The 20,197-nt window shown below is 61.2% G+C and carries 14 protein-coding genes; 9 read left to right on the top strand and 5 right to left on the bottom strand.

Annotation, left to right across the window (positions count from 1 at the left end):
• Positions 1–540: 540 nt before the first annotated feature.
• Together metE and BLL38_RS25340 are read right to left on the bottom strand one after the other, a co-directional pair.
• Positions 541–2,829 (bottom strand): 5-methyltetrahydropteroyltriglutamate--homocysteine S-methyltransferase, encoded by a 2,289-nt coding sequence (gene metE, locus BLL38_RS25345; RefSeq protein ID WP_057959871.1) that lies wholly within the window; start codon positions 2,827–2,829, stop codon positions 541–543.
• A gap of 119 nt (positions 2,830–2,948) precedes the next feature.
• Complete coding sequence (locus BLL38_RS25340; protein WP_076964783.1) at positions 2,949–3,722, bottom strand: M12 family metallopeptidase; 774 nt, start codon at positions 3,720–3,722, stop codon at positions 2,949–2,951.
• Between the two features lie 285 nt (positions 3,723–4,007).
• On the opposite strand from BLL38_RS25340, the gene BLL38_RS25335 reads away from it, so the two are divergent.
• The 6 genes from BLL38_RS25335 to BLL38_RS25310 all read left to right on the top strand — a co-directional run bounded on the left by BLL38_RS25335 (position 4,008) and on the right by BLL38_RS25310 (position 12,490).
• Entirely contained in the window at positions 4,008–5,105 is a 1,098-nt protein-coding gene (locus BLL38_RS25335) for a carboxynorspermidine decarboxylase (RefSeq protein WP_057438683.1), read from the top strand.
• 29 nt (positions 5,106–5,134) lie between these two features.
• A complete protein-coding gene (locus tag BLL38_RS25330; RefSeq protein ID WP_057438684.1) occupies positions 5,135–6,379 on the top strand; it encodes a saccharopine dehydrogenase family protein in 1,245 nt (414 codons plus the stop codon).
• 1,630 nt (positions 6,380–8,009) lie between these two features.
• Entirely contained in the window at positions 8,010–8,360 is a 351-nt protein-coding gene (locus BLL38_RS25325; protein ID WP_057959872.1) for a DUF6124 family protein, read from the top strand.
• Positions 8,361–8,482: 122 nt separating this feature from the next.
• On the top strand, positions 8,483–8,989 hold the full coding sequence (locus BLL38_RS25320) for a sigma-70 family RNA polymerase sigma factor (RefSeq protein ID WP_057438686.1): 507 nt from the start codon (positions 8,483–8,485) through the stop codon (positions 8,987–8,989).
• Positions 8,986–9,945 carry a FecR domain-containing protein gene (locus BLL38_RS25315; RefSeq protein WP_076964782.1) on the top strand — a complete coding sequence of 320 codons (960 nt, stop codon included), beginning with the start codon at positions 8,986–8,988 and terminating at the stop codon, positions 9,943–9,945. The genes BLL38_RS25320 and BLL38_RS25315 overlap by 4 nt, the downstream gene beginning before the upstream one ends.
• Positions 9,946–10,045: 100 nt before the next feature.
• On the top strand, positions 10,046–12,490 hold the full coding sequence (locus tag BLL38_RS25310) for a TonB-dependent siderophore receptor (RefSeq protein ID WP_076964781.1): 2,445 nt from the start codon (positions 10,046–10,048) through the stop codon (positions 12,488–12,490).
• A 72-nt stretch (positions 12,491–12,562) separates the two neighbouring features.
• Here the strand turns inward: BLL38_RS25310 and BLL38_RS25305 are convergent, their stop codons facing one another.
• Both BLL38_RS25305 and BLL38_RS25300 read right to left on the bottom strand, forming a co-directional pair.
• Positions 12,563–13,747 (bottom strand): sugar transporter, encoded by a 1,185-nt coding sequence (locus BLL38_RS25305; protein WP_057959876.1) that lies wholly within the window; start codon positions 13,745–13,747, stop codon positions 12,563–12,565.
• Between the two features lie 87 nt (positions 13,748–13,834).
• Entirely contained in the window at positions 13,835–14,833 is a 999-nt protein-coding gene (locus BLL38_RS25300) for a bile acid:sodium symporter family protein (protein WP_076964780.1), read from the bottom strand.
• Between the two features lie 84 nt (positions 14,834–14,917).
• Between BLL38_RS25300 and BLL38_RS25295 the strand changes: the two genes are divergently transcribed.
• A complete protein-coding gene (locus BLL38_RS25295) occupies positions 14,918–15,706 on the top strand; it encodes an AraC family transcriptional regulator (RefSeq protein ID WP_076964779.1) in 789 nt (262 codons plus the stop codon).
• 548 nt (positions 15,707–16,254) lie between these two features.
• Here BLL38_RS25295 and BLL38_RS25290 read toward each other — a convergent pair.
• Positions 16,255–17,283, bottom strand: a complete 1,029-nt coding sequence (locus tag BLL38_RS25290) for a LacI family DNA-binding transcriptional regulator (RefSeq protein WP_076964778.1) — start codon at positions 17,281–17,283, stop codon at positions 16,255–16,257.
• A 213-nt stretch (positions 17,284–17,496) separates the two neighbouring features.
• On the opposite strand from BLL38_RS25290, the gene BLL38_RS25285 reads away from it, so the two are divergent.
• Entirely contained in the window at positions 17,497–18,828 is a 1,332-nt protein-coding gene (locus BLL38_RS25285) for an MFS transporter (protein ID WP_076964777.1), read from the top strand.
• A gap of 13 nt (positions 18,829–18,841) precedes the next feature.
• On the top strand, positions 18,842–20,197 hold the full coding sequence (locus BLL38_RS25280; protein ID WP_076964776.1) for an amidase: 1,356 nt from the start codon (positions 18,842–18,844) through the stop codon (positions 20,195–20,197).

The raw sequence follows: 20,197 nt of genomic DNA, 5'->3' as shown, positions 1-20,197 counted from the left end.
TTCGATACGATCTTTGTTTCAGCAGTTTCACTTTGATAAACAACTACTTCGGCTTTAGCGACATCCACTCCAATGATTGATTGCGAGACAGTCATTGCCATGAGAAAAGCTCCGGGTTAGGGTTTACGGGCTTGTCGGGGCTTCACCGTTGCGCTGGCTTGCTTCTATCGTCGGTCATGGCCGATGCATTCCTTATCGGCGCTTTGGTGAAGGGGTGGGACGAAGTCTCCCACGGTCTGTACTGGCTAGAGTCAGATGCTGGCTTTTAGTCCCACCACCCCTACAAGTCTAACCATACAAGCTGGCTTGCCTGCGATGGCGGTGGGTCAGTTGCCAGAAGCAGTGAATGGGCTGTCGCTATCGCGGGCAAGCCCGCTCCCACAGGGGTCTGCGTGTGGTAGAGAATTTGGGTACCGCCACAATTCAAATGTGGGAGCTGGCTTGCCTGCGATGGCGGTGGGTCAGTTGCCAGAAGTAGTCACTGGACTGCCGCTATCGCGGGCAAGCCCGCTCCCACAATGGGATTTGTGTCAGCCGCAGTTACGCCCATTCAGCGCGCAATTGCCGGGCAGCTGTAACCATGTGAATCAACGCCGCTTCCGTCTCCGGCCAGGCGCGGGTCTTCAGGCCGCAGTCGGGGTTGACCCATAGGCGCTCGGCCGGGATGCGCTGGGCGGCTTTGCGCAGCAGGTTGGCCATTTCCGAGGCGTCGGGCACCCGGGGTGAGTGGATGTCGTAGACCCCCGGGCCGATGTCGTTCGGGTAAGCGAAGGCTTCGAACGCGTCCAGCAGTTCCATGTCCGAACGGGAAGTCTCGATGGTGATCACGTCGGCATCCATCGCCGCGATGGACTCGATCACGTCGTTGAATTCGCTGTAGCACATATGGGTATGGATCTGGGTTGCGTCACGCACACCCGAGGCGCACAGGCGGAACACTTCGGTGGCCCAGTCCAGGTAGTGCTGCCACTGGGCCCGGCGCAGGGGCAGGCCTTCACGGAACGCCGCTTCATCAATCTGTACGATCTTGATGCCCGCCGCTTCCAGGTCCACCACTTCGTCACGGATCGCCAGCGCCAGTTGCCGGGCCTGCACTTCGCGGCTCACGTCTTCGCGGGGGAATGACCACATCAGCATGGTCACCGGGCCGGTCAGCATGCCCTTCATGACCTTGTCGGTCAGGCCTTGGGCATAGCGGATCCACTCCACGGTCATGGCTTTCGGGCGGCTCAGGTCGCCGAAGATCACCGCCGGTTTCACGCAGCGAGAGCCATAGCTCTGCACCCAGCCAAAGCGGGTAAATACATAGCCGTCCAGCTGTTCGGCAAAGTACTCGACCATGTCGTTACGTTCGGCTTCACCGTGCACCAGCACGTCCAGGCCAAGGTTTTCCTGCACTTCAACGGCGTGCTTGATCTCGCTGTGCATCGCCTCGACATATTCGGCCTCGCTTAACTTGCCGGCCTTGAACGACTGGCGCGCCAGGCGGATCGACGCGGTCTGCGGGAACGAACCAATGGTGGTGGTCGGGAACAGCGGCAAGTCGAGGCCGGCGCGCTGCTGGGCGATGCGCTGGGCAAACCGCGACTGGCGCTGGCTGTCCTTGGCGGTGATAGCCGCCACGCGGGCCTGGACCGCCGGTTTGTGGATACGCGGCGAGGCCCCGCGGGCCGCTTGCACGGCGCGGCTTTGGGCCAAGGCAGCAAGCACGTTCGGCGCTTCGGGCTGGTTGATGGCCTGGGTCAGCACCGCGACTTCTTCACACTTTTGTACGGCGAAGGCCAGCCAGCTTTTCAGCTCGGCGTCGAGCTTGTCTTCACGCCCCAGATCCACCGGGCTGTGCAGCAGCGAACAGGACGGCGCAACCCACAGGCGATCACCCAGGCGTTCATGGGCGTGCTGCAAGGTAGCCAGGGCATTTTCCAGGTCGCAGCGCCAGACGTTCCGACCGTTGACCACCCCCAAGGACAGCACCTTATAGGCCGGCAGACGGTCGAGAATCGTCGGGTACTGGTCAGGTGCGCGCACCAGGTCAATGTGCAGGCCATCGACCGGCAAGTTGGCCGCCAGGCCGAGGTTTTCTTCGAGCCCGCCAAAGTAAGTGGCGACCAGTTTTTTCAGCGGGTCACGCTGGATCAGGTTGTAGGCGCGTTCAAACGCGTTTTTCCAGTCCTGGGGCAGATCCAGCACCAGGATCGGCTCGTCGATCTGCACCCATTCCACGCCCAGGTCCGCCAGGCGCTGGAAGATCTGCCCGTACAGCGGTAGCAGGCGGTCGAGCAGGTCGAGCTTGTCGAAGTCACCGCCCTTGGCCTTGCCCAGCCACAGGTACGTCAGCGGCCCGATCACCACCGGCTTGACGGTGTGCCCCAGGTCGCGGGCCTCCTGGACTTCTTCGAACAATTGGTCCCAGCCCAGGTGGAACTGCTGGTCCGCGCTGAATTCAGGCACCAGGTAGTGGTAGTTGGTGTCGAACCACTTGGTCATTTCCTGGGCGTGGGCACCGCCGCAGCAGCTGTCGCTGACGCCACGGGCCATGGCAAACAGGGTCTTGAGGGTGGCATGCCCGTCAGCCGGGCGGAAACGCTCGGGGATCACACCAAACATCAGCGAGTGGGTCAGCACCTGGTCGTACCAGGCAAAATCCCCAGCCGGCAGCAACTCGATGCCGGCCTGTTTCTGCAAGTCCCAGTGGGTCTTCCGCAATTCACGGCCGACGGCGCGCAGACCGGCTTCGTCCAGCTCACCCTTCCAAAACGCTTCCTGCGCTTTTTTCAGTTCACGATCGCGTCCAATGCGCGGAAATCCAAGGGAATGAGCGACAGCCATGACAAAAACTCCAATGTGTTGGTATGGGAGCTATTGTCGGCAGCGGGTCATAATGAGACAAACTCATTTTACTGTAGATGATCACGAATATCGCTCATGATCGACCTGCCCCAGGCGTTTTATGGAGACGGCTGAACGTGACGGAAGTCCCACCAACTGGCAGAAACTGGTTTTTTCTTGACCTCGGGTGGATAGAGCGAGCGGACAAAGTTGATATCACCCTCGGAGAGCTCATTGTTGTCCCCAATAGCATCTCCACTGTTGAGCCAGGATGAATTGAAACCATAATGCATGATGGATTTACGATCATAGTCAGATGACACAACATCGGAAACCAACGGCCCAAAATTCGCTTTTAGTTCTTTCTCCCCACCTTTATCCATGTAGGTTTTCTTGACTTCGGACCAATTGATATCCAAATCATTGTTTTCGTGCTGATGTTCATGTTGCAACCCCAAAACATGACCGAACTCATGCTGGATCGTACCGGCGTTATAAGCATTCGGCCCACCCTTGAGGCCGATGACCATTGTAGGTTTGTCGGGCGGTACATAGAGCGAGCGGGTACCCAAGTACGAATGCCCACCGGAAATATCGTTGTCTGCGGCAATCCGGATATCCCCGTCGGCGGCGTCAGTGAACTCAAAGTGCAGATTGACGTGAGGCGCCCATTTGTTGATGTTGGCTTTGGTAAACTCTTCTTGCGCTTTACTCATGCCCATCAGGGAAATTCTTATGACTGAGTGTTGTGGCCATAACGCCGAAGCTGACGCCACCCCACGCTTTTGCCTGGAAGACGCAGCAACCTCCCCCTTGGCAGTTTGATCGGCGTTCTCGTTGGGCAGGTAGTCCGGTGGATAGACAGATAAGTGAGCGTTCAGTTGGACAGTCAAAGTCGTAGCTCCAGCAGCGATGTATTTCCCATTACGTCGTAATTCGGCGCTATAGGTTCCACTGGGGCCATGACAAGGGTTTACGCGTGACGATCAAGCGTGCGCCTGGCGACTAAACCACTGCCTGACCGCCTGGCCACAGGGTTATGGACCCATTTGCTGACCAATACCTGAGTGGCCTGTAGGCCCAAGCCTGCAAATTCCGCTGACTAACCTTTCGATCCTGAGCAAGTGCGGGCACAATGCCTGTCCTTTTTTGGCAGGCTCCGCCGCAGGCTCTGAAAAATGATCAAAACCCCGTATTACCTCATCGACAAACAGAAGCTTCTGGTCAACATGCAGAAGATCGCCTACGTGCGCGAGCAGTCCGGCGCCAAGGCGCTGCTGGCGCTCAAGTGCTTTGCCACCTGGTCGGTGTTCGACCTGATGCAGGAATACATGGACGGCACCACGTCCTCGTCGCTGTACGAGCTCAAGCTCGGTCGCCAGAAGTTCGAAGGTGAAGCCCACGCCTATAGCGTGGCCTGGGCCGACGATGAGATCGAGGAGATGCTCGACAACTGCGACAAGATCATCTTCAACTCCATCAGCCAGCTGCAGCGCTTTGCCGAGCGCAGCGAGGGCAAGACCCGCGGCCTGCGCGTCAACCCGCAAGTGAGCAGCTCCGATTACCTGCTGGCTGACCCGGCGCGCCCCTTCAGCCGTCTGGGCGAGTGGGATCCGGTGAAGATCGAAGGCGTGATCGAGCAGATCTCCGGCTTCATGTTCCACAACAACTGCGAGAACGGTGACTTCAACCTGTTCGACCAGATGCTGAACACCATCGAAGAACGTTTCGGCGCACTGCTGCACAAGGTCAACTGGGTCAGCCTCGGCGGCGGCATCCACTTTACCGGCGAAGGCTATGCCATCGACGCGTTCTGCCAGCGCCTCAAGGCCTTCTCGCAGAAGTACGACGTGCAGGTGTACCTGGAACCCGGCGAAGCAGCGATCACCAACAGCGCCTCCCTGGAAGTGACCGTGCTCGACACTCTGTACAACGGCAAAAACCTCGCCGTGGTCGACAGCTCCATCGAAGCCCACCTGCTGGACCTGCTGATCTATCGCCTCAACGCCAAACTGGCGCCAAGCGATGGCGAACACACCTACATGGTGTGCGGCAAGTCGTGCCTGGCCGGTGATATCTTCGGCGAATATCAATTTGATCAGCCGCTGGCCATCGGCGATCGACTGTCGTTCATCGACACGGCAGGCTACACCATGGTCAAGAAAAACTGGTTCAACGGCCTGAAAATGCCGTCCATCGTAGTGAAACAACTCGACGGTACAGTCGAAGTGGTTCGTGAATTTGGTTACGACGACTACCTGTCCAGCCTTTCGTAAAGCGGACAGATAAAGGAGAGATAAAGCAATTGAAAAAGAACGTTCTTATCATTGGTGCAGGAGGTGTCGCCAAGGTGGTGGCCCACAAGTGCGCGCAGCACAACGACGAACTCGGTCGTATTGCTATCGCGTCGCGCAACATCTCCAAATGCCAGGCCATCATCGACAGCGTCAAGGCCAAGGGTAGCCTCAAGGTACCCGCGCAGATCCAGGCCTTTGCCCTGAACGCCCTGGACGTGGAAGCGACCAAGGCACTGATCCGCGAAACCGAATCGCAGATCGTCATCAACGTCGGCTCCGCCTTCCTCAACATGTCGGTACTGCGTGCCTGCATCGATACCGGCGTGGCTTACCTCGACACCGCCATCCACGAAGAGCCGGGCAAGGTCTGCGAGACCCCGCCGTGGTACGGCAACTACGAGTGGAACCACCTGGAGGAATGCAAGCAGAAGAACATCACTGCGATCCTCGGTGTGGGTTTTGACCCAGGAGTGGTCAACGCCTATGCGGCGCTGGCGCAACAACAGCATTTTGACCGCATTGATTCGATCGACATTCTCGACGTCAATGCCGGCAGCCACGGCAAATATTTCGCCACCAATTTCGACCCGGAAATCAACTTCCGCGAATTCACCGGGCAGGTGTGGAGCTGGCAGAACAGCCAGTGGACCAGCAACACCATGTTCGAAGTAAAACGTACCGACGACCTGCCGGTAGTGGGTTCACAGAACCTGTACCTGACCGGCCACGATGAAGTGCACTCGTTGTCGAAAAACCTCGACGTGCCCAACGTGCGGTTCTGGATGAGCTTTGGCGAACACTACATCAATGTGTTCACCGTACTGAACAACCTCGGCCTGCTCTCCGAGAAACCGGTCACCACCGCCGAAGGCCTGGAAGTGGTGCCTTTGAAACTGGTCAAGGCCGTGCTGCCTGACCCGTCCTCGTTGGCACCGGGCTACACCGGCAAGACCTGCATCGGCGACCTGGTCAAGGGCACCAAGGATGGCCAGCCACGCGAGCTGTTCATCTACAACGTGGCCGACCACGAAGACGCCTTTGCCGAAACCGAAAGCCAGGGCATCTCCTACACCGCCGGCGTACCACCGGTAGCCGCTGCGCTGCTGGTGGCCCGTGGCGAGTGGGACGTGCAACGCATGGCCAACGTTGAAGAACTGCCAGCCGAGCCGTTCCTCAAGGCACTGGACGTGATGGGCCTGCCGACCCGTATCAAGGACGAAAAAGGCGACCGCGCCTGGGATGCTATCGCCTGATAGCGTCTTGATTGACGGATCGCTCCCACGTCCTGTGGGAGCGATCAAAAACATTGCCCGGATCGTTGCATGGGCGGATATCAATGTTGCCAGTGCCTAAGCTATCGCAGGCAAGCCAGCTCCCACAGGGTTTATCGGTGTTTGCAGGATCTGCGCACATTCACGTGGGCGTCCTACAGCGAACTCGTCATGCCAGCTGGCCCAAATTAATGTGGGAGCTGTCGAGCCCCAGCGAGGCTGCGATGGCGGCAGTATTGCTGGCATTGATGCTGGCTGACCCACCGCTATCGTAGCCTCGCTAAAGCTCGACAACTCCCACAGGGTTTATCGGTGTTTGCGAGATCTGCGTCTTTGAACGCTGGAGCTCTGGAGCGAGCACGCTATTAACGCTGCCCCAAAACAATGTGGGAGCTGTCGAGCCCCAGCGAGGCTGCGATGGCGGCAGTACTGCTGGCATTGATGCTGGCTGACCCACCGCTATCGTAGCCTCGCTAAAGCTCGACAACTCCCACAGGGTTTATCGGTGTTTGCGAGATCTGCGTCTTTGAACGCTGGGGCTCTGGAGCGAGCACGCTATTAACGCTGCCCCAAAACAATGTGGGAGCTGTCGAGCCCCAGCGAGGCTGCGATGGCGGCAGTATTGCTGGCATTGATATTGGCTGACCCACCGCTATCGTAGCCTCGCTAAAGCTCGACAACTCCCACAGGGTTTATTGGTGTTTGTGGGATCTGCGCACCTTAACGCGGGCGTCCTACAGCGAACACGCAATGCCAGCTGACCCAAATTAATGTGGGAGCTGTCGAGCCCCAGCGAGGCTGCGATGGCGGCGGTACTGCTGGCATTGATATTGGCTGACCCACCGCTATCGTAGCCTCGCTAAAGCTCGACAACTCCCACAGGGTTTATCGGTGTTTGTGGGATGTGCGCACCTTAACGCGGGCGTCCTAAAGCGAACACGCAATGCCATCTGGCCCAAATTAATGTGGGAGCTGTCGAGCCCCAGCGAGGCGGCGATGGCGGCAGTATTGCTGGCATTGATGTTGGCTGACCCACCGCTATCGTAGCCTCGCTAAAGCTCGACAACTCCCACAGGGTTTGTCGGTGTTTGCGGGATCTGCGCACCTTAATGCTGGCGTCCTACAGCGAACACGCAATGCCATCTGGCCCAAATCAATGTGGGAGCTGTCGAGCTCCAGCGAGGCTGCGATGGCGGCGGTACTGCTGGCATTGATGCTGGCTGACCCACCGCTATCGTAGCCTCGCTAAAGCTCGACAACTCCCACAGGGTTTATTGGTGTTTGTGGGATCTGCGCACCTTAACGCTGGCGCACCAGATGCTTCCTACATCCGTTTCAGGTTGTCCCTCGGAAAGGTGCTGACTAACCTTCCCGTTGCCGCTGCCAAATCAGCGGCCGGATTTGACCGTCCGACCAAACCAGTACGCTACAGCACCCCAGACCTATTTCAGGCGTTTTTCTTATGTCTGATGTATCGTGTCGCGGCAGCTGTGCGCGGGATACCTTCGGGTATGCCGGAATCACTGGTTTCCGGTCGGTCAACCCGCGTACAGCTGCCACCCTACTCGTTTGACCGCGAACGGTGGCAGCTCCACCTACCAGGAGCTTCACCATGATCAAACACAGCCCCAACCCCCCACCCAGCTACGATGCCAGTCTTCTGCGCGATGCGGCGGATCGTGCGATCAACCACTATCTGCACCCCGAGCCCCCCACCCCAACCGCTCAACCCAGCGACCCGGCGTCAGCAGCATTATTTACCGTGCGCACCGACCTGGACGCCGAAACCCTGCTGATCAATGCCTCGCAAGACCTGGCGTCGATCAACGTGATCGCCACGCACCTGGCCTTTGAAGTCGACGGTACGCACCGCAGCGTGGCGCTGGGCCTTTGCCGGATGCTCGAAGGCGTGCAGCTAATGGTCGACCAGGCGCTGGATGGCTGCGCACAACCGGCCCTGTAGAGCTGGAATGCCGTTTTATGTAGGAGCGAGCTCGCTCCTACAACTACCGGTTGTTGCACCCCCCCTCGCACAAAAGGTAGTATTGAGAACGATTCACAATACCACCCTGAGAAAGTCGACCCGTGCAGTCACCTCCAATCCGCAAGCTGGGCTTCTTTTTCAACGACCATCACCGTTGGCTGCTGCAACATATCCAGCATCGCGTGCGTAACCATGCCGATGCCGAAGACACCGCCGCCGATACCTTCTGCCAGATGCTCGCCGCCCGGGTCGACCCCGACAGCATCGAGCAACCCCGGGCCTATCTCTCGACCATTGCACGCCGGCTGATTTTTGATCGTTACCGCCGTAGCCGTCTGGAAACCGCCTACCTGGAACGCCTGGCCGCTGCCCCCGAAGCCTTGGCGCCCTCCCCCGAAGACCAATTGCAACTGATCCAGGCCCTGGTGGCGATTGACCGTGCCCTCGACGGCTTGCCGCTGATCGTCAAGGCCACGTTCCTTTATAGCCAGCTGGACGGCATGAGTTACGTGGCGATTGCGCGCAAGTTGCAGTTGTCCGAGCGCACCGTCAGCCGCTACATGAAACAGGCCCTGCGCCAGTGCTACCTGGCCGAGCTGGCCCCGTGAGCAAGGCGCGCCTGGACCCGGTCAGCGAGCAGGCCATCGACTGGATGGTGCGCCTGCGCGCCGGCAAACCGGATGCGCGGATGCAGGAGCGCTTCAATGCCTGGCTGGCCCTGGACCCGGCTCACGCCCAGGCCTGGGCCCGTTTGCAGGAGCGCCTGGGCGGCTCGTGGAACACCCTGCGCACCCTCGAAAAACGCCTGCCCGGTGAAGCGCGGCAAGTGCTGTTGCAGCCCCATGGTTCGCGGCGTGACGTGCTGCGCGCCATCGGCGGCCTGGGACTGCTGGGCGGCGGCCTATGGCTGGCGGCGCGCAGCCCGCTGGGCGACAACCTGTTGGCCGACCTGCACACCGCGCGCGGCCAGCGCCAGACATTCACCCTGGCCGATGGCAGCCGCCTGAGCCTGAATGCGCAGAGCGCGGTGGATGTGCAATTCGACCCACACCAGCGCCTGATCATCCTGCGCCACGGCGAACTGGTGATTCAGGTGGCGGCCGACGCGCAACGGCCGCTGCGCGTGCGCACTGCCCAGGGCAGCATCCAGGCCCTCGGCACGCGCTTCCTGGTGAGCCAGGAACCGCAGGCTACACGGCTGGTGGTGCTGGAACACTCGGTGCAGGCGACCCTGCGCAACGGCGTGCAGCGCACCGTGCTGGAGGGCCAAGCCGTAATGCTGCAGGCCGATCGCATCGAGCCGCTGGCCGGCAACCAGGGCTTCCGGGCCGACTGGCTCGCCGGGCACCTGAGTGTGCTGGACGACTCCCTGGAACAGGTGGTCAACGCCCTGCGCCCGTACAGCCGTGGTTTTGTGCGCGTCGATCCTCAGGTGCGCGACTTGCGCGTGCAGGGGGTGTTCCCCCTCAACGACCCGCACCGCGCCTTCGGCGCCCTGGCCGAAACCCTGCCGATCCGGGTCGATCACTACAGCCCGTGGCTGACCCTGATTCGCGCCAAATAACCCGGGCAACATTTTTTATGCAAATAACTCTTATTTGTGTCCGGTTTTCATTTTTCGTCCCACCTATCTCCTGACACGTCCACACCTTCAGGAGAATGCTGTGCTCAACCCTTGGCCCCACGCCCTTTCTGTCGCCGTTGCCCTGGCAACCCTGGCGAGCCCTGCCCTGGTGCAGGCGCAAAGCCTGTCTTTCAACCTGCCGGCCGGCCCGCTGGCGCAAACGCTGAACGCCATTGCCAGCCAGAGCGGGCGCATTGTGTCCCTGGACCCGGTGCTGGTGCAGGGCAAGCAGGCCAATGCCGTGATTGGCCAGATGCCGGCCGAACAGGCCATGGACCGTGCGTTGTCGGGCAGCGGCTTGCAGTTGCGCATCACCGAGCAAGGTAATTTCAGCGTCGAGCCTGCCACCGACACGGGCAGCGCGCTGCAATTGGGCGTGACCTCGATTGTCGAGCACAGCATCGACCCCACCACCACCGAAGGCAGCGGTTCCTACGCCGCACGCGCGGTGACAATCGGCAAGGGCACCCACACCCTCAAGGAAATCCCCCAGTCGATCACGGTGATGACCCGCAAGCAAATGGATGACCAGGACCTGGTCGACCTCAAGGACGCCGTCAACCACACCACCGGCCTGGTGGGCGTGCAAGGTGTGGGCAAAGGCATGATCATCACCTCCCGCGGCTTCCAGATCGACGACTGGCAGTACGACGGCGTGCCGATCCCGCGCAATACCTACGCCCTGGGCAACTGGGCGACCCAGGACATGATTTTCTTCGACCGCCTGGAAGTACTGCGCGGCGCCTCCGGCCTGCTGCAGGGCACCGGCAGCCCCGGTGGCGCAATCAACCTGGTGCGCAAGCGCGGGCAGACGGCGCCCACCGTGGCCCTTACCGCCAAGGCCGGCAGTTGGGACCACTACGGCCTGCAACTGGACGCCGGCGGCCCGCTGAACCAGAGCGGCACGATCCGTGGGCGGATGGTGGCCGACGAAGACCAGAGCGATTCGTTCATCGACTACGAATGGAGCAAGACCCACTCGCTGTACGGCGCCCTGGACTTCGACCTGCAGGAAGACACCACCCTGGGCCTGGCCGTCAGCCGCACCAATGCCGAATCCCGGCCGATGCTGCGGGGCCTGCCGCGCTACAGCACGGGCAAGTCGATTGACCTGTCACGCTCCACCTTCAGCGGCTCGCGCTGGAACCACTCGCAGATCGACGTCACCACCCTGTATGCCGACCTGGAGCATCGCTTCAACGACGACTGGAAGTTCAAGGTCGGCGCGGTGCGCATGAGCGAAGAAAACACCTCCACCCACCAGCGCGTGCAGAGTACCGGCAACGGCATCAACGCCGACGGCACCGGGTTGACCTATGCCGATTGGTACACCGATTTCGACGGCACCAAGATCGGCCTGGACACCCACCTCACCGGGCGTTTCGAAGCACTGTCCATGGCCCAGGAAATTACGCTGGGCGGCAACTATTCCAAATACACGTCCAACGACATCATTGCCCGGACCTTCAATAAAAGCACCGACAACATCTTCGACATCGACAACAACCGCCCCGAAATCAGCTACGAGGGTCTGATGAACACCCCCGGCGGCAGTGCAACACCGAGCAAATACGACATCCGCCAAAAAGGCCTGTATGGCAGTTGGCGCGTCAAGCCCATCGACCCGTTGACCCTGGTACTCGGCGCCCGTGTCAGTTGGTATGACTACAGCTATACCTCCTCGGGCATCGCGGCGGTAACCCACGCCACCACCGTCAACGACCCCAGCACCACCAACGAAACCGGCGAAGTCACGCCCTACGCCGGGATCGTCTACGACCTGAGCCGCGAGTGGGCGGTGTACGCCAGCTACACCGACGTGTTCGAGCCACAGACCCAGCGCAACCTCAGCGGTGCGGTGGTCAAGCCGGTGATTGGCAGCAACTACGAAGTCGGGCTCAAGGGCGAACTGCTGGACGGGCGGGTCAATACCTCCCTGGCGCTGTTCCGCTACGACCAGGAAAACCGTGCGATCACCGACTACTCCCTGGGTGAAATCTGCGGCGGCACGTACTGCGCCACAGGCTCAGGCAAAGTCCGCAGCCAGGGCCTGGAAGCTGAAATCAGCGGTGAAGTGTTGAGCGGCCTGCAACTGTTTGCCGGCTATACCTACAACACCACCAAGTACCTTGAGGACCGGGATAACAAGGGCAAGGTATTCAGCCAGTGGACGCCCAAGCATATGTTGCGGGTGTGGGGCGACTACCAGTTCAGTGGCGACTGGAGCAAGGTCAGCGCCGGGTTGGGCTTTACCACCCAGAGCCATACCCTGGGGTATGAGTACAACTATGACGTGGCGGGCTACACGGTCTGGAACGCGCGGCTGGCGTATCAGATGACGCCGGAGGTGGGCTTGGCGGTCAATGCCAACAACCTGTTCGACAAGACCTACTACGCCTCAGGGTACAACCAGTTGAATGGCAACAACTTCTACGGCGATCCGCGCAATGTGATGTTCAGTGTGAAGTACACGCCGCAGTTCTGATGGGCTGACACAACGATGGCGCTCCTGTGGACGCCATCGCTGGCGAGCTGGCTGCTGCGAACGCCGCTCACCTTATTCGCGTGGTCCACCCTGCCCAAACCGATAAATCGACAGGCAGTACAACCCCAGCGCCGCCACCGCCAGCAAGCCCCCCGCCGCGCCAATCCAGGCAAAGCCGAAATGCCCGCCGACCCAACTGCCCAGCAGCGCGCCGCCGCCGATGCCGATGTTGTAGATCCCGGAAAACATCGCCATCGCCACATCGGTCGCGTCCGGTGCCAGCACCAGGACCTTGGACTGCAGCGCCAAGCCAAAAGCCATGATCGCCATGCCCCAGAACACGCTCAGCACCACCAGGTACGAAACGTCACCACTCAACGGCAACAACAGCCCCAGGCACAGCGCCAGCACCGACACGGCCACCAGCAAAAAGCGGTAAGGGTTGAAACGGTGCAGCAAGCTGAACAGTAACGACCCCATGATCCCCGCCCCGCCAAACACCAGCAGCACCAGGGTCACCGCATTGCCCCCCAGGCCCGCGACGCGTTCGACGAAGGGTTCGATATAGCTATAGGCGGTGAACTGGGCCGTGACCACCATGGCCGTCAACACGTACAGCGCCACCAGCGCCGGGCGCTTGAACAGCATCGGCAGGCTGCGCAGCGAGCCGGAGTTCTGGCTCGGCAACAGCGGCAAGGTGCGCGCCAGCCAGAACACCAGCACAGCGGCAAACCCGGCGATCACAATAAAGGTGGTGCGCCAGCCCATGGCCTCGCCCAGCAGACGGCCCAAAGGAATGCCCAGGACCATCGCCAGTGAGGTGCCCGTGGCCAGCAAGCCCAGCGCCTGCACCTGCTTGCCCGGCGGCGCCAGGCGTACCGCCAGGGAGGCGGTGATCGACCAGAACAGCGCATGGGACAAGGCAATGCCGATGCGACTGACCATCAACAAGCCAAAACTGTTGGCCACGCTGGAGAGGATATGGCTGGCGATAAACATGCCGAACAGCACAATCAGCAACTTGCGCCGCTCGACGTTGCGGGTCAGCAACATCACCGGCAGCGACGTCAATGACACCACCCAGGCATAGATGGTGAGCATCAGGCCGACCCGGGCGATCGGCATGTCGAAGCTGGCGCCGATGGCACTGAGCAGGCCGACCGGGACGAACTCAGTGGTGTTGAACACAAAGGCCGCCAGCGCAAGGGCGATGACCGGCTGCCAGTTGGCTTGAGGTGTGGTGGTGGAAGTACTCATCGACAGGTCGTTTTACTCAGTTGCGCGCCGATCCTGACGGCCCGATGCCTGCCCTTGAGCGGCGCCGAAAAATAGTAACACGATGGCTCAGGGATCGACTTGCGCCATGATCTCGGGAATCGACTCCGGGCGCTTGGCATAGCGCTGGGCCAGTACCGCGCAGACCATCAACTGGATCTGATGGAACAGCATCAGCGGCAGGATCAGCACGCCCATGGTGCTGCCGGCAAACAACACCTGGGCCATTGGCACCCCGGTGGCCAGGCTTTTTTTCGAGCCGCAGAACAGGATGGTGATGCGGTCTTCCTGGTTAAAACCGAACGCCTTGCCCAAGAGCGCGGAAGCCATCAGCACCAGCGCCAGCAGGATGCAGCAGGCCACCACCAGGCCGCCCAGCTCCCACAGGGGGATCTGGTGCCAGATGCCTTCGTTGACCGCCTCGCTGAAGGCGCCGTAGACCACCAGCAGGATCGAACCCTGATCGACGAATTTCAGCCAGTTTTTATTGCGCCCCACCCACGCACCGATCCAGCGTCGGGCGATCTGCCCGGCAATAAACGGCAGCAGCAATTGCACGCTGATCTTGAGAATCGCATCCACCGTGGAGCCGCCGTCGCCATGCACATTGAGCAACAAGGCCACCAGCAACGGCGTAAGGAAGATACCGAACAGGCTGGACGCCGCCGCGCTGCAAATCGCCGCCGGGATATTGCCCCGCGCCAGGGAAGTAAAGGCAATCGCCGACTGCACCGTGGCCGGCAACGCACATAAGTAGAGCATGCCCATGTACAGGTCTTTGCCGATCATCGGCGACAACAGCGGCTTGAGCGCCAGGCCCAGCAGCGGGAACAGCACGAAGGTCAGGCTGAACACCAGCAGATGCAAACGCCAGTGCCCGGCACCGGCGACGATGGCCTGGCGCGACAGCTTGGCGCCATGCAGGAAAAACAGCAGCGCGATGGCCAGGTTAGTCACCCAGCCAAACGCCACGGCGGCCTGGCCGCTGACCGGCAACAAGGAGGCGAGAACCACCGTGGCAATCAGGATCAGGGTGAAGTTATCAGGTAAAAACCGGGGGCGTTTCATTAGCTGTTCTTCCAGGGGTTGCCAGGGCGTCGTGGCGACTCTAACGTAACGGCTGCTTACCGACTAACGCCAATGAGCCAGTAAATGCCGCCAAAAGGACATGAAAAGGCCGTTCGCCGCAGCATCCCCGGGCTCGCCAGCCTGCCGCGCCCGGTGTATGGCCGCACCGAATCCCTGCCCAACCGCGCCCTGACCCGCCGCCATAGCCACCCGTGGGTGCAGTTGTCGTACGCGATCTGCGGGGTACTGGAAATCCACACCAGTGCCGGGCGCTTTGTCGCCCCGCCGCAGCGCGCGGTGTGGATCCCGGCGGGAGTGCCCCACCGCGTGTTCAGCTCGCCCCACACCGAAATGCGCAGCCTGTACCTGGACTGCAGCGTGACGACCTGGGCCGTGGAACGTTGCCAGGTCCTGGCGGTAAGCGACCTGCTGCGCGAGTTGATCCGCCGTTTCAGCGAACTGCCGGTGGAATATGCCGAAGACGGCCCGGACGGGCGCCTGGCCCTGGTGCTGCTGGACCAGTTGGCCGCCGCGCCGCAGGTTGACCTGATGCTGCCCCTGCCTGTGGACAGCCGGCTGCGACAGATCTATCGCAGCCTGAGCCTGCACCCGGAACAGGCGACGACCCTGGGGCAGTGGAGCCAGAAGTTAGGGGTCAGTGAGAAAACCTTGAGCCGGTTGTTCTTGCGCGATACCGGCCTGACCTATCGCGCCTGGCGCCAACGGCTGCGACTGCTCAGCGCCCTGCCCGACCTGGAACGCGGGGAACGGGTGACGGATGTAGCGCTGGGCTGTGGGTATGAATCGGTTTCGGCGTTTATCGCAGCGTTTCGCCAGCAGTTTGATGCGACGCCAGGGGAGTTTTTTCGCTGATTGAATACCGCGGCTTTTGACCGTCCACAATCCCCCTGTGGGAGCGGGCTTGCTCGCGAAGGCAGTGTGTCAGTCGATAAATTCAGTGACTGAACCACCGCCTTCGCGAGCAAGCCCGCTCCCACAGTGGATCTTGGCCGGGCACAGAGTTTTGTGCCACACCACCCATCAAATGTGGGAGCTGGCTTGCCTGCGATGGCGGTGGGTCAGCCGCCAGCAACAGTGACTGAACTGCCGCCATCGCGGGCAAGCCCGCTCCCACAGGGGATCTCACTGGAGCAGATGATTTTGGCCCCACCACAAATCAAATGTGGGAGCTGGCTTGCCTGCGATGGCGGTGTACCTGTCATCAATGAGAGTGACTGGACCACCGCTGAATCGCGGGCAAGCCCGCTCCCACAGGGGATCTTGGCCGGGCACAGCGTTTTGGCCACACCACCCATCAAATGTGGGAGCTGGCTTGCCTGCGATGGCGGTGTACCTGTCATCAAAGAGAGTGACTGGACCACCGCTGAATCGCGGGCAAGCCCGTTCCCACATTTTTGACGTCAGCGCAACAAAGACGAACTCGCCCGCACCTGCAGCTGCGGCGCCACCTTGATCGACTCGACAGCCTCGCCCTCGATGCGCTTGAGCAGCAGTTCAACCGCATGGCGGCCCATCTCTGCCAAGGGCAGGCGCACGCTGGTCAGGGGAACCATCAGTTCATTGGCCAGCGGTATGTCATTGAAGCCCACTACAGCAATGTCCTTGCCCGGCATCAAGCCCTTGTCACGCGCGGCGCCCATCAGGCCGATGGCCAGGAAGTCATTGACCGCAAAAAACGCCTGGGGCCGTGGGTTCAGGCTCAGCAGATACTCGCCCTGGCGATGCCCGGTCAGGCTGTCAAAAGGACCATTGAGCGTCCACTCCGGGCGTAGCGTGATGCCTTGCTCACGGTAATAGCGGGTAAACCCACGGGTGCGATCCGCCCCGGTCGAGGCGTGCCGCTCACCCGCCAGAATGGCCACATCGCGACAGCCCAATTGGTACAAGTGCTCCGCCGCCAGCCAGCCGCCCAACTCATCGTCACTGCACGCCGCCAGATGCCCGGCAATCTGCCGGCTGACCAACACGTAGGGGATGTGCTTGCGCGTCAACAGGTCGAGCAGCGGCTGGCTTTCGCCCACATGGGAGTCACCGACGATCAGCCCGGCCACCGAGCGGCGCAAGGCGTGCTCGGCACGCGCCATCTGGCGTGGCTGCTGGTCGTCGGTATTGGAAACGAAGGTGAGGTAGCCGGCCTGTTCGGCGGCACTGTCGATGCTGTCATAAATGGTCGCCATCACCAGGTCGGTGAGCCTGGGCATGAGCACACAGATTTCCTGGCTTTTGCGCAACTTCAGGCTCGATGCCTGGGTGTTCGGCCGGTAATCCAGCTCTTTGGCCAATGCACGAATGCGCGCCACCACTTCGGCCGAGGCCGCTCGCTCGACCCCGGCCGGGTCGCCATTGAGTACCCGGGACACCGTGGACACATGCACGCCCAGTGCGGTCGCCATGGATTTCAGGGTGGCAGGGCGAGATGGGCTCGGCATGGTGGAGAGGCTTCCAACTGTCTGATATTTAGCGCGCAGATTCTACCCGAACGGGCGTGTCGCAGCCGCAGGTAAATTTTTACCCAAACGTTTGACTAAAATTTTTACGAGCCTTACATTTCGCCAACCCAAACGTTTGGGCAAACAATAAAAAATACGCCGGACGCGGCCGACTTTTTGACTTCTGCCATCATTTTGAAGAGTCAGATCCTTATGAACAGCCCCGCTATCCCGTCTTTCCGCTACCAGATTTTCTTCCTGATCATGCTGATGGCACTGCTCAACTACATCGACCGCGGCGCGATTGCCTATGCGTCGGCGAGCATTCTGCCCGAGTACGGTTTCGACAAGGCCGACTGGGGCAACGTGCTGGGATACTTCGGCTACGGCTACATCCTGGGGGCATTGGTCGGTGGCATTCTGGCCGACCGTTTTGGTGCCAAGCGCATCTGGCTGATCGCCGGCGCCACGTGGTCGATCTTTGAAATTGCCACGGCCTTTGCCGGTGACTTCGGGCTGGCGTTCCTCGGCGGCTCGGCCATGGCTGGTTTCGCCACGATCCGCGTGATGTTCGGGTTTGCCGAAGGTCCGGCGTACTCGGTGATCAACAAGAGCGTGGCCAACTGGGCCACGCCCAAGGAGCGCGGTTTTGTGGTTTCGGTCGGCCTGCTCAGCACCCCCTTGGGGGCACTGCTCACCGCACCAGTGGCCGTGGGCCTGCAAACCCTGACCGGCAGCTGGCGCAGCATGTTCGTGGTGCTGGGCGTGGCCAGTCTGGCGCTGCTGATCTATTTCATGACCCGTTTCACCAACACTCCGGATGAAAACCCGCGGGTGTCCAAGGCCGAACTCGACTTCCTGCGTAGAGAGCGCGCCGAAGCCGCCAATGCCTCGACCCCCACCACCAGCGTCGCGCCGGTCTGGCACTTCTTCAAGAACAAGGACCTGCTGCTCAATGCCATCGGTTACTTCTCGTTTGTGTACGTGACGTTCCTGCTGCTGACCTGGACCCCCAAATACCTGCAGGATGAGTTCCACTACAACCTGTCGTCGCTGTGGTACATGGGCATGATCCCGTGGACCGGCGCCTGCTTCACCGTGCTGCTGGGCGGCAAAATATCGGACTGGCTGCTGCGCCGCACCGGCAACCTGAAAGTCGCCCGCAGTTGGCTGGCCGCGACCTGCCTGCTGCTGACAACCCTGTGTTTCATCATGGTGTCCCAGGCCCAGACCGTCTGGGGCGTGATTGCCTTGATGACGTTGGCCAACGCCTTGAACGCCCTGCCCAACTCGGTCTACTGGGCCGTGGTGATCGACACTGCGCCGTCCAATCGGGTTGGCGCCTACAGCGGCATGACGCACTTTATCGCCAACACCGCTTCGTTTATCGCCCCGATGCTCACGGGCTACCTGACCGTGCATTACGGCTATTCGTCGATGTTCGTGGCCGCCGCAGTGGCCACGGCGCTGGGCATGAGCGCGATGCTGATGGTGCGCCCAGGCGGTCGCCAGGTCGCCCCACCCTCTGTACCTGCAGCTGTTTGATGGAGTTGTTTATATGAGCCCGGTGAAGCCTACCCACGCTGGATATTTTTGCGGTCAGTCGATCATCACGCTGGCCGCGCGCCTGCGGACTGGCAGCGTGACCAGTGTCGAGCTGACGCAAGCCGCCCTGGACAGCATCGAGCGCTTGAATCCGCGATTAAATGCGTTCGTTCAAGTCGATGCCTGCGTCGCCCTGGCCCAGGCGCGCAAGGCCGACGCGCTGTTGGCCCAAGGCCTGGACCTGGGCCCGCTGCACGGCATGCCGGTCGCGGTCAAAGACAACATCGACACGTTTGACTACATCACCACCTACGGCTCCGCGCATTTCGAGGGTTTCCAGCCGGACCGCGATGCCCTGTGCGTACAGCGGGTGCGCGAAGCCGGGGCGGTGATTATCGGCAAGACCCTGACCCACGAATTTGCCTACGGCCCGACCGGCGACCGCTCGTTGCAAGGTGCTGCACGCAACCCATGGGATGCCCGTTGCATCACTGGCGGCTCCAGCGCCGGCAGTGCGGCGGCGGTGGCCAGCGGCATGGTGCCGCTGGCCCTGGGTACCGACACCGGCGGCTCGATCCGGATCCCTTCGGCCTTGTGCGGCACGGTCGGCTTCAAGCCCTCGTTTGCCTGCGTGCCGGTGGACGGGGTGTTCCCGCTGTCATCGAGTCTCGACCACGTAGGCCCCATCGCCAACCATGTCGAAGATGCGCGCCTGTTGTTCGAGGTGTTGGCCGGACGCGCCGGTACGCCTGCAACCCACCCGCAGCCGCTGCGGGTTGGCTGGATGACTTGCCCCAGCTTCGGCCCGGTCGACGCCGATGTGCATCAGCAGGTCTATGGGGCGGCGCAGCAGCTGTTTGGCGACGCACTGCAGGAGACCGACGAACTGCACCACCTGGCGGCGGGCATGAAAGACACCCTGCTGACACTGCAACGTGCCGAGGCCTTCGAGGTGCATGCCGAACGCATGCGGGATGCGCCGCATAAGTTTGAACAGGAGGTACGCGAGCGTCTTGAGGTATCGGAGGAAGTCAGAGGCTGGCAATACATTCGCGCACAGGCCAGCCAGGCGCAGTACAAAGCGGCGATGGCGCGCCTGTTCGAACAGTATGACTTGCTGGTTTCGCCCAGCGTGCCGATTACCGCGACCGAGGTGAATGCACGCGAGGTGCGGGTGGGCGAACAGGACATTGATGTACGCGCCGCCGTGCTCAGCTATACCAGTGCCTGGAACCTCACCGGCCTCCCCGCGCTCAGCCTGCCGGCGGGGCACGTCAGGGGCATGCCGGTGGGGTTGCAGGTGATTGGCGCCGCTGGCGCGGATGATCGGCTGTTGCAGGTGATGAGCAGGCTGTTTGTGCGGGAGTAA

The organism is Pseudomonas gessardii, from assembly GCF_001983165.1.
GTDB classification, from domain to species: domain Bacteria; phylum Pseudomonadota; class Gammaproteobacteria; order Pseudomonadales; family Pseudomonadaceae; genus Aquipseudomonas; species Aquipseudomonas gessardii.
This window is presented reverse-complemented; position numbering and strand designations above follow the sequence as displayed.

Excerpts from the sequence above, each read along its gene's own strand:
- metE (WP_057959871.1), bottom strand. The coding sequence starts at position 2,829 with ATGGCTGTCGCTCATTCCCTTGGATTTCCGCGCATTGGACGCGATCGT.
- BLL38_RS25335 (WP_057438683.1), top strand. The coding sequence starts at position 4,008 with ATGATCAAAACCCCGTATTACCTCATCGACAAACAGAAGCTTCTGGTC.
- BLL38_RS25325 (WP_057959872.1), top strand. The coding sequence starts at position 8,010 with ATGATCAAACACAGCCCCAACCCCCCACCCAGCTACGATGCCAGTCTT.
- BLL38_RS25305 (WP_057959876.1), bottom strand. The coding sequence starts at position 13,747 with ATGAGTACTTCCACCACCACACCTCAAGCCAACTGGCAGCCGGTCATC.
- BLL38_RS25300 (WP_076964780.1), bottom strand. The coding sequence starts at position 14,833 with ATGAAACGCCCCCGGTTTTTACCTGATAACTTCACCCTGATCCTGATT.
- BLL38_RS25295 (WP_076964779.1), top strand. The coding sequence starts at position 14,918 with ATGCCGCCAAAAGGACATGAAAAGGCCGTTCGCCGCAGCATCCCCGGG.
- BLL38_RS25290 (WP_076964778.1), bottom strand. The coding sequence starts at position 17,283 with ATGCCGAGCCCATCTCGCCCTGCCACCCTGAAATCCATGGCGACCGCA.
- BLL38_RS25285 (WP_076964777.1), top strand. The coding sequence starts at position 17,497 with ATGAACAGCCCCGCTATCCCGTCTTTCCGCTACCAGATTTTCTTCCTG.
- BLL38_RS25280 (WP_076964776.1), top strand. The coding sequence starts at position 18,842 with ATGAGCCCGGTGAAGCCTACCCACGCTGGATATTTTTGCGGTCAGTCG.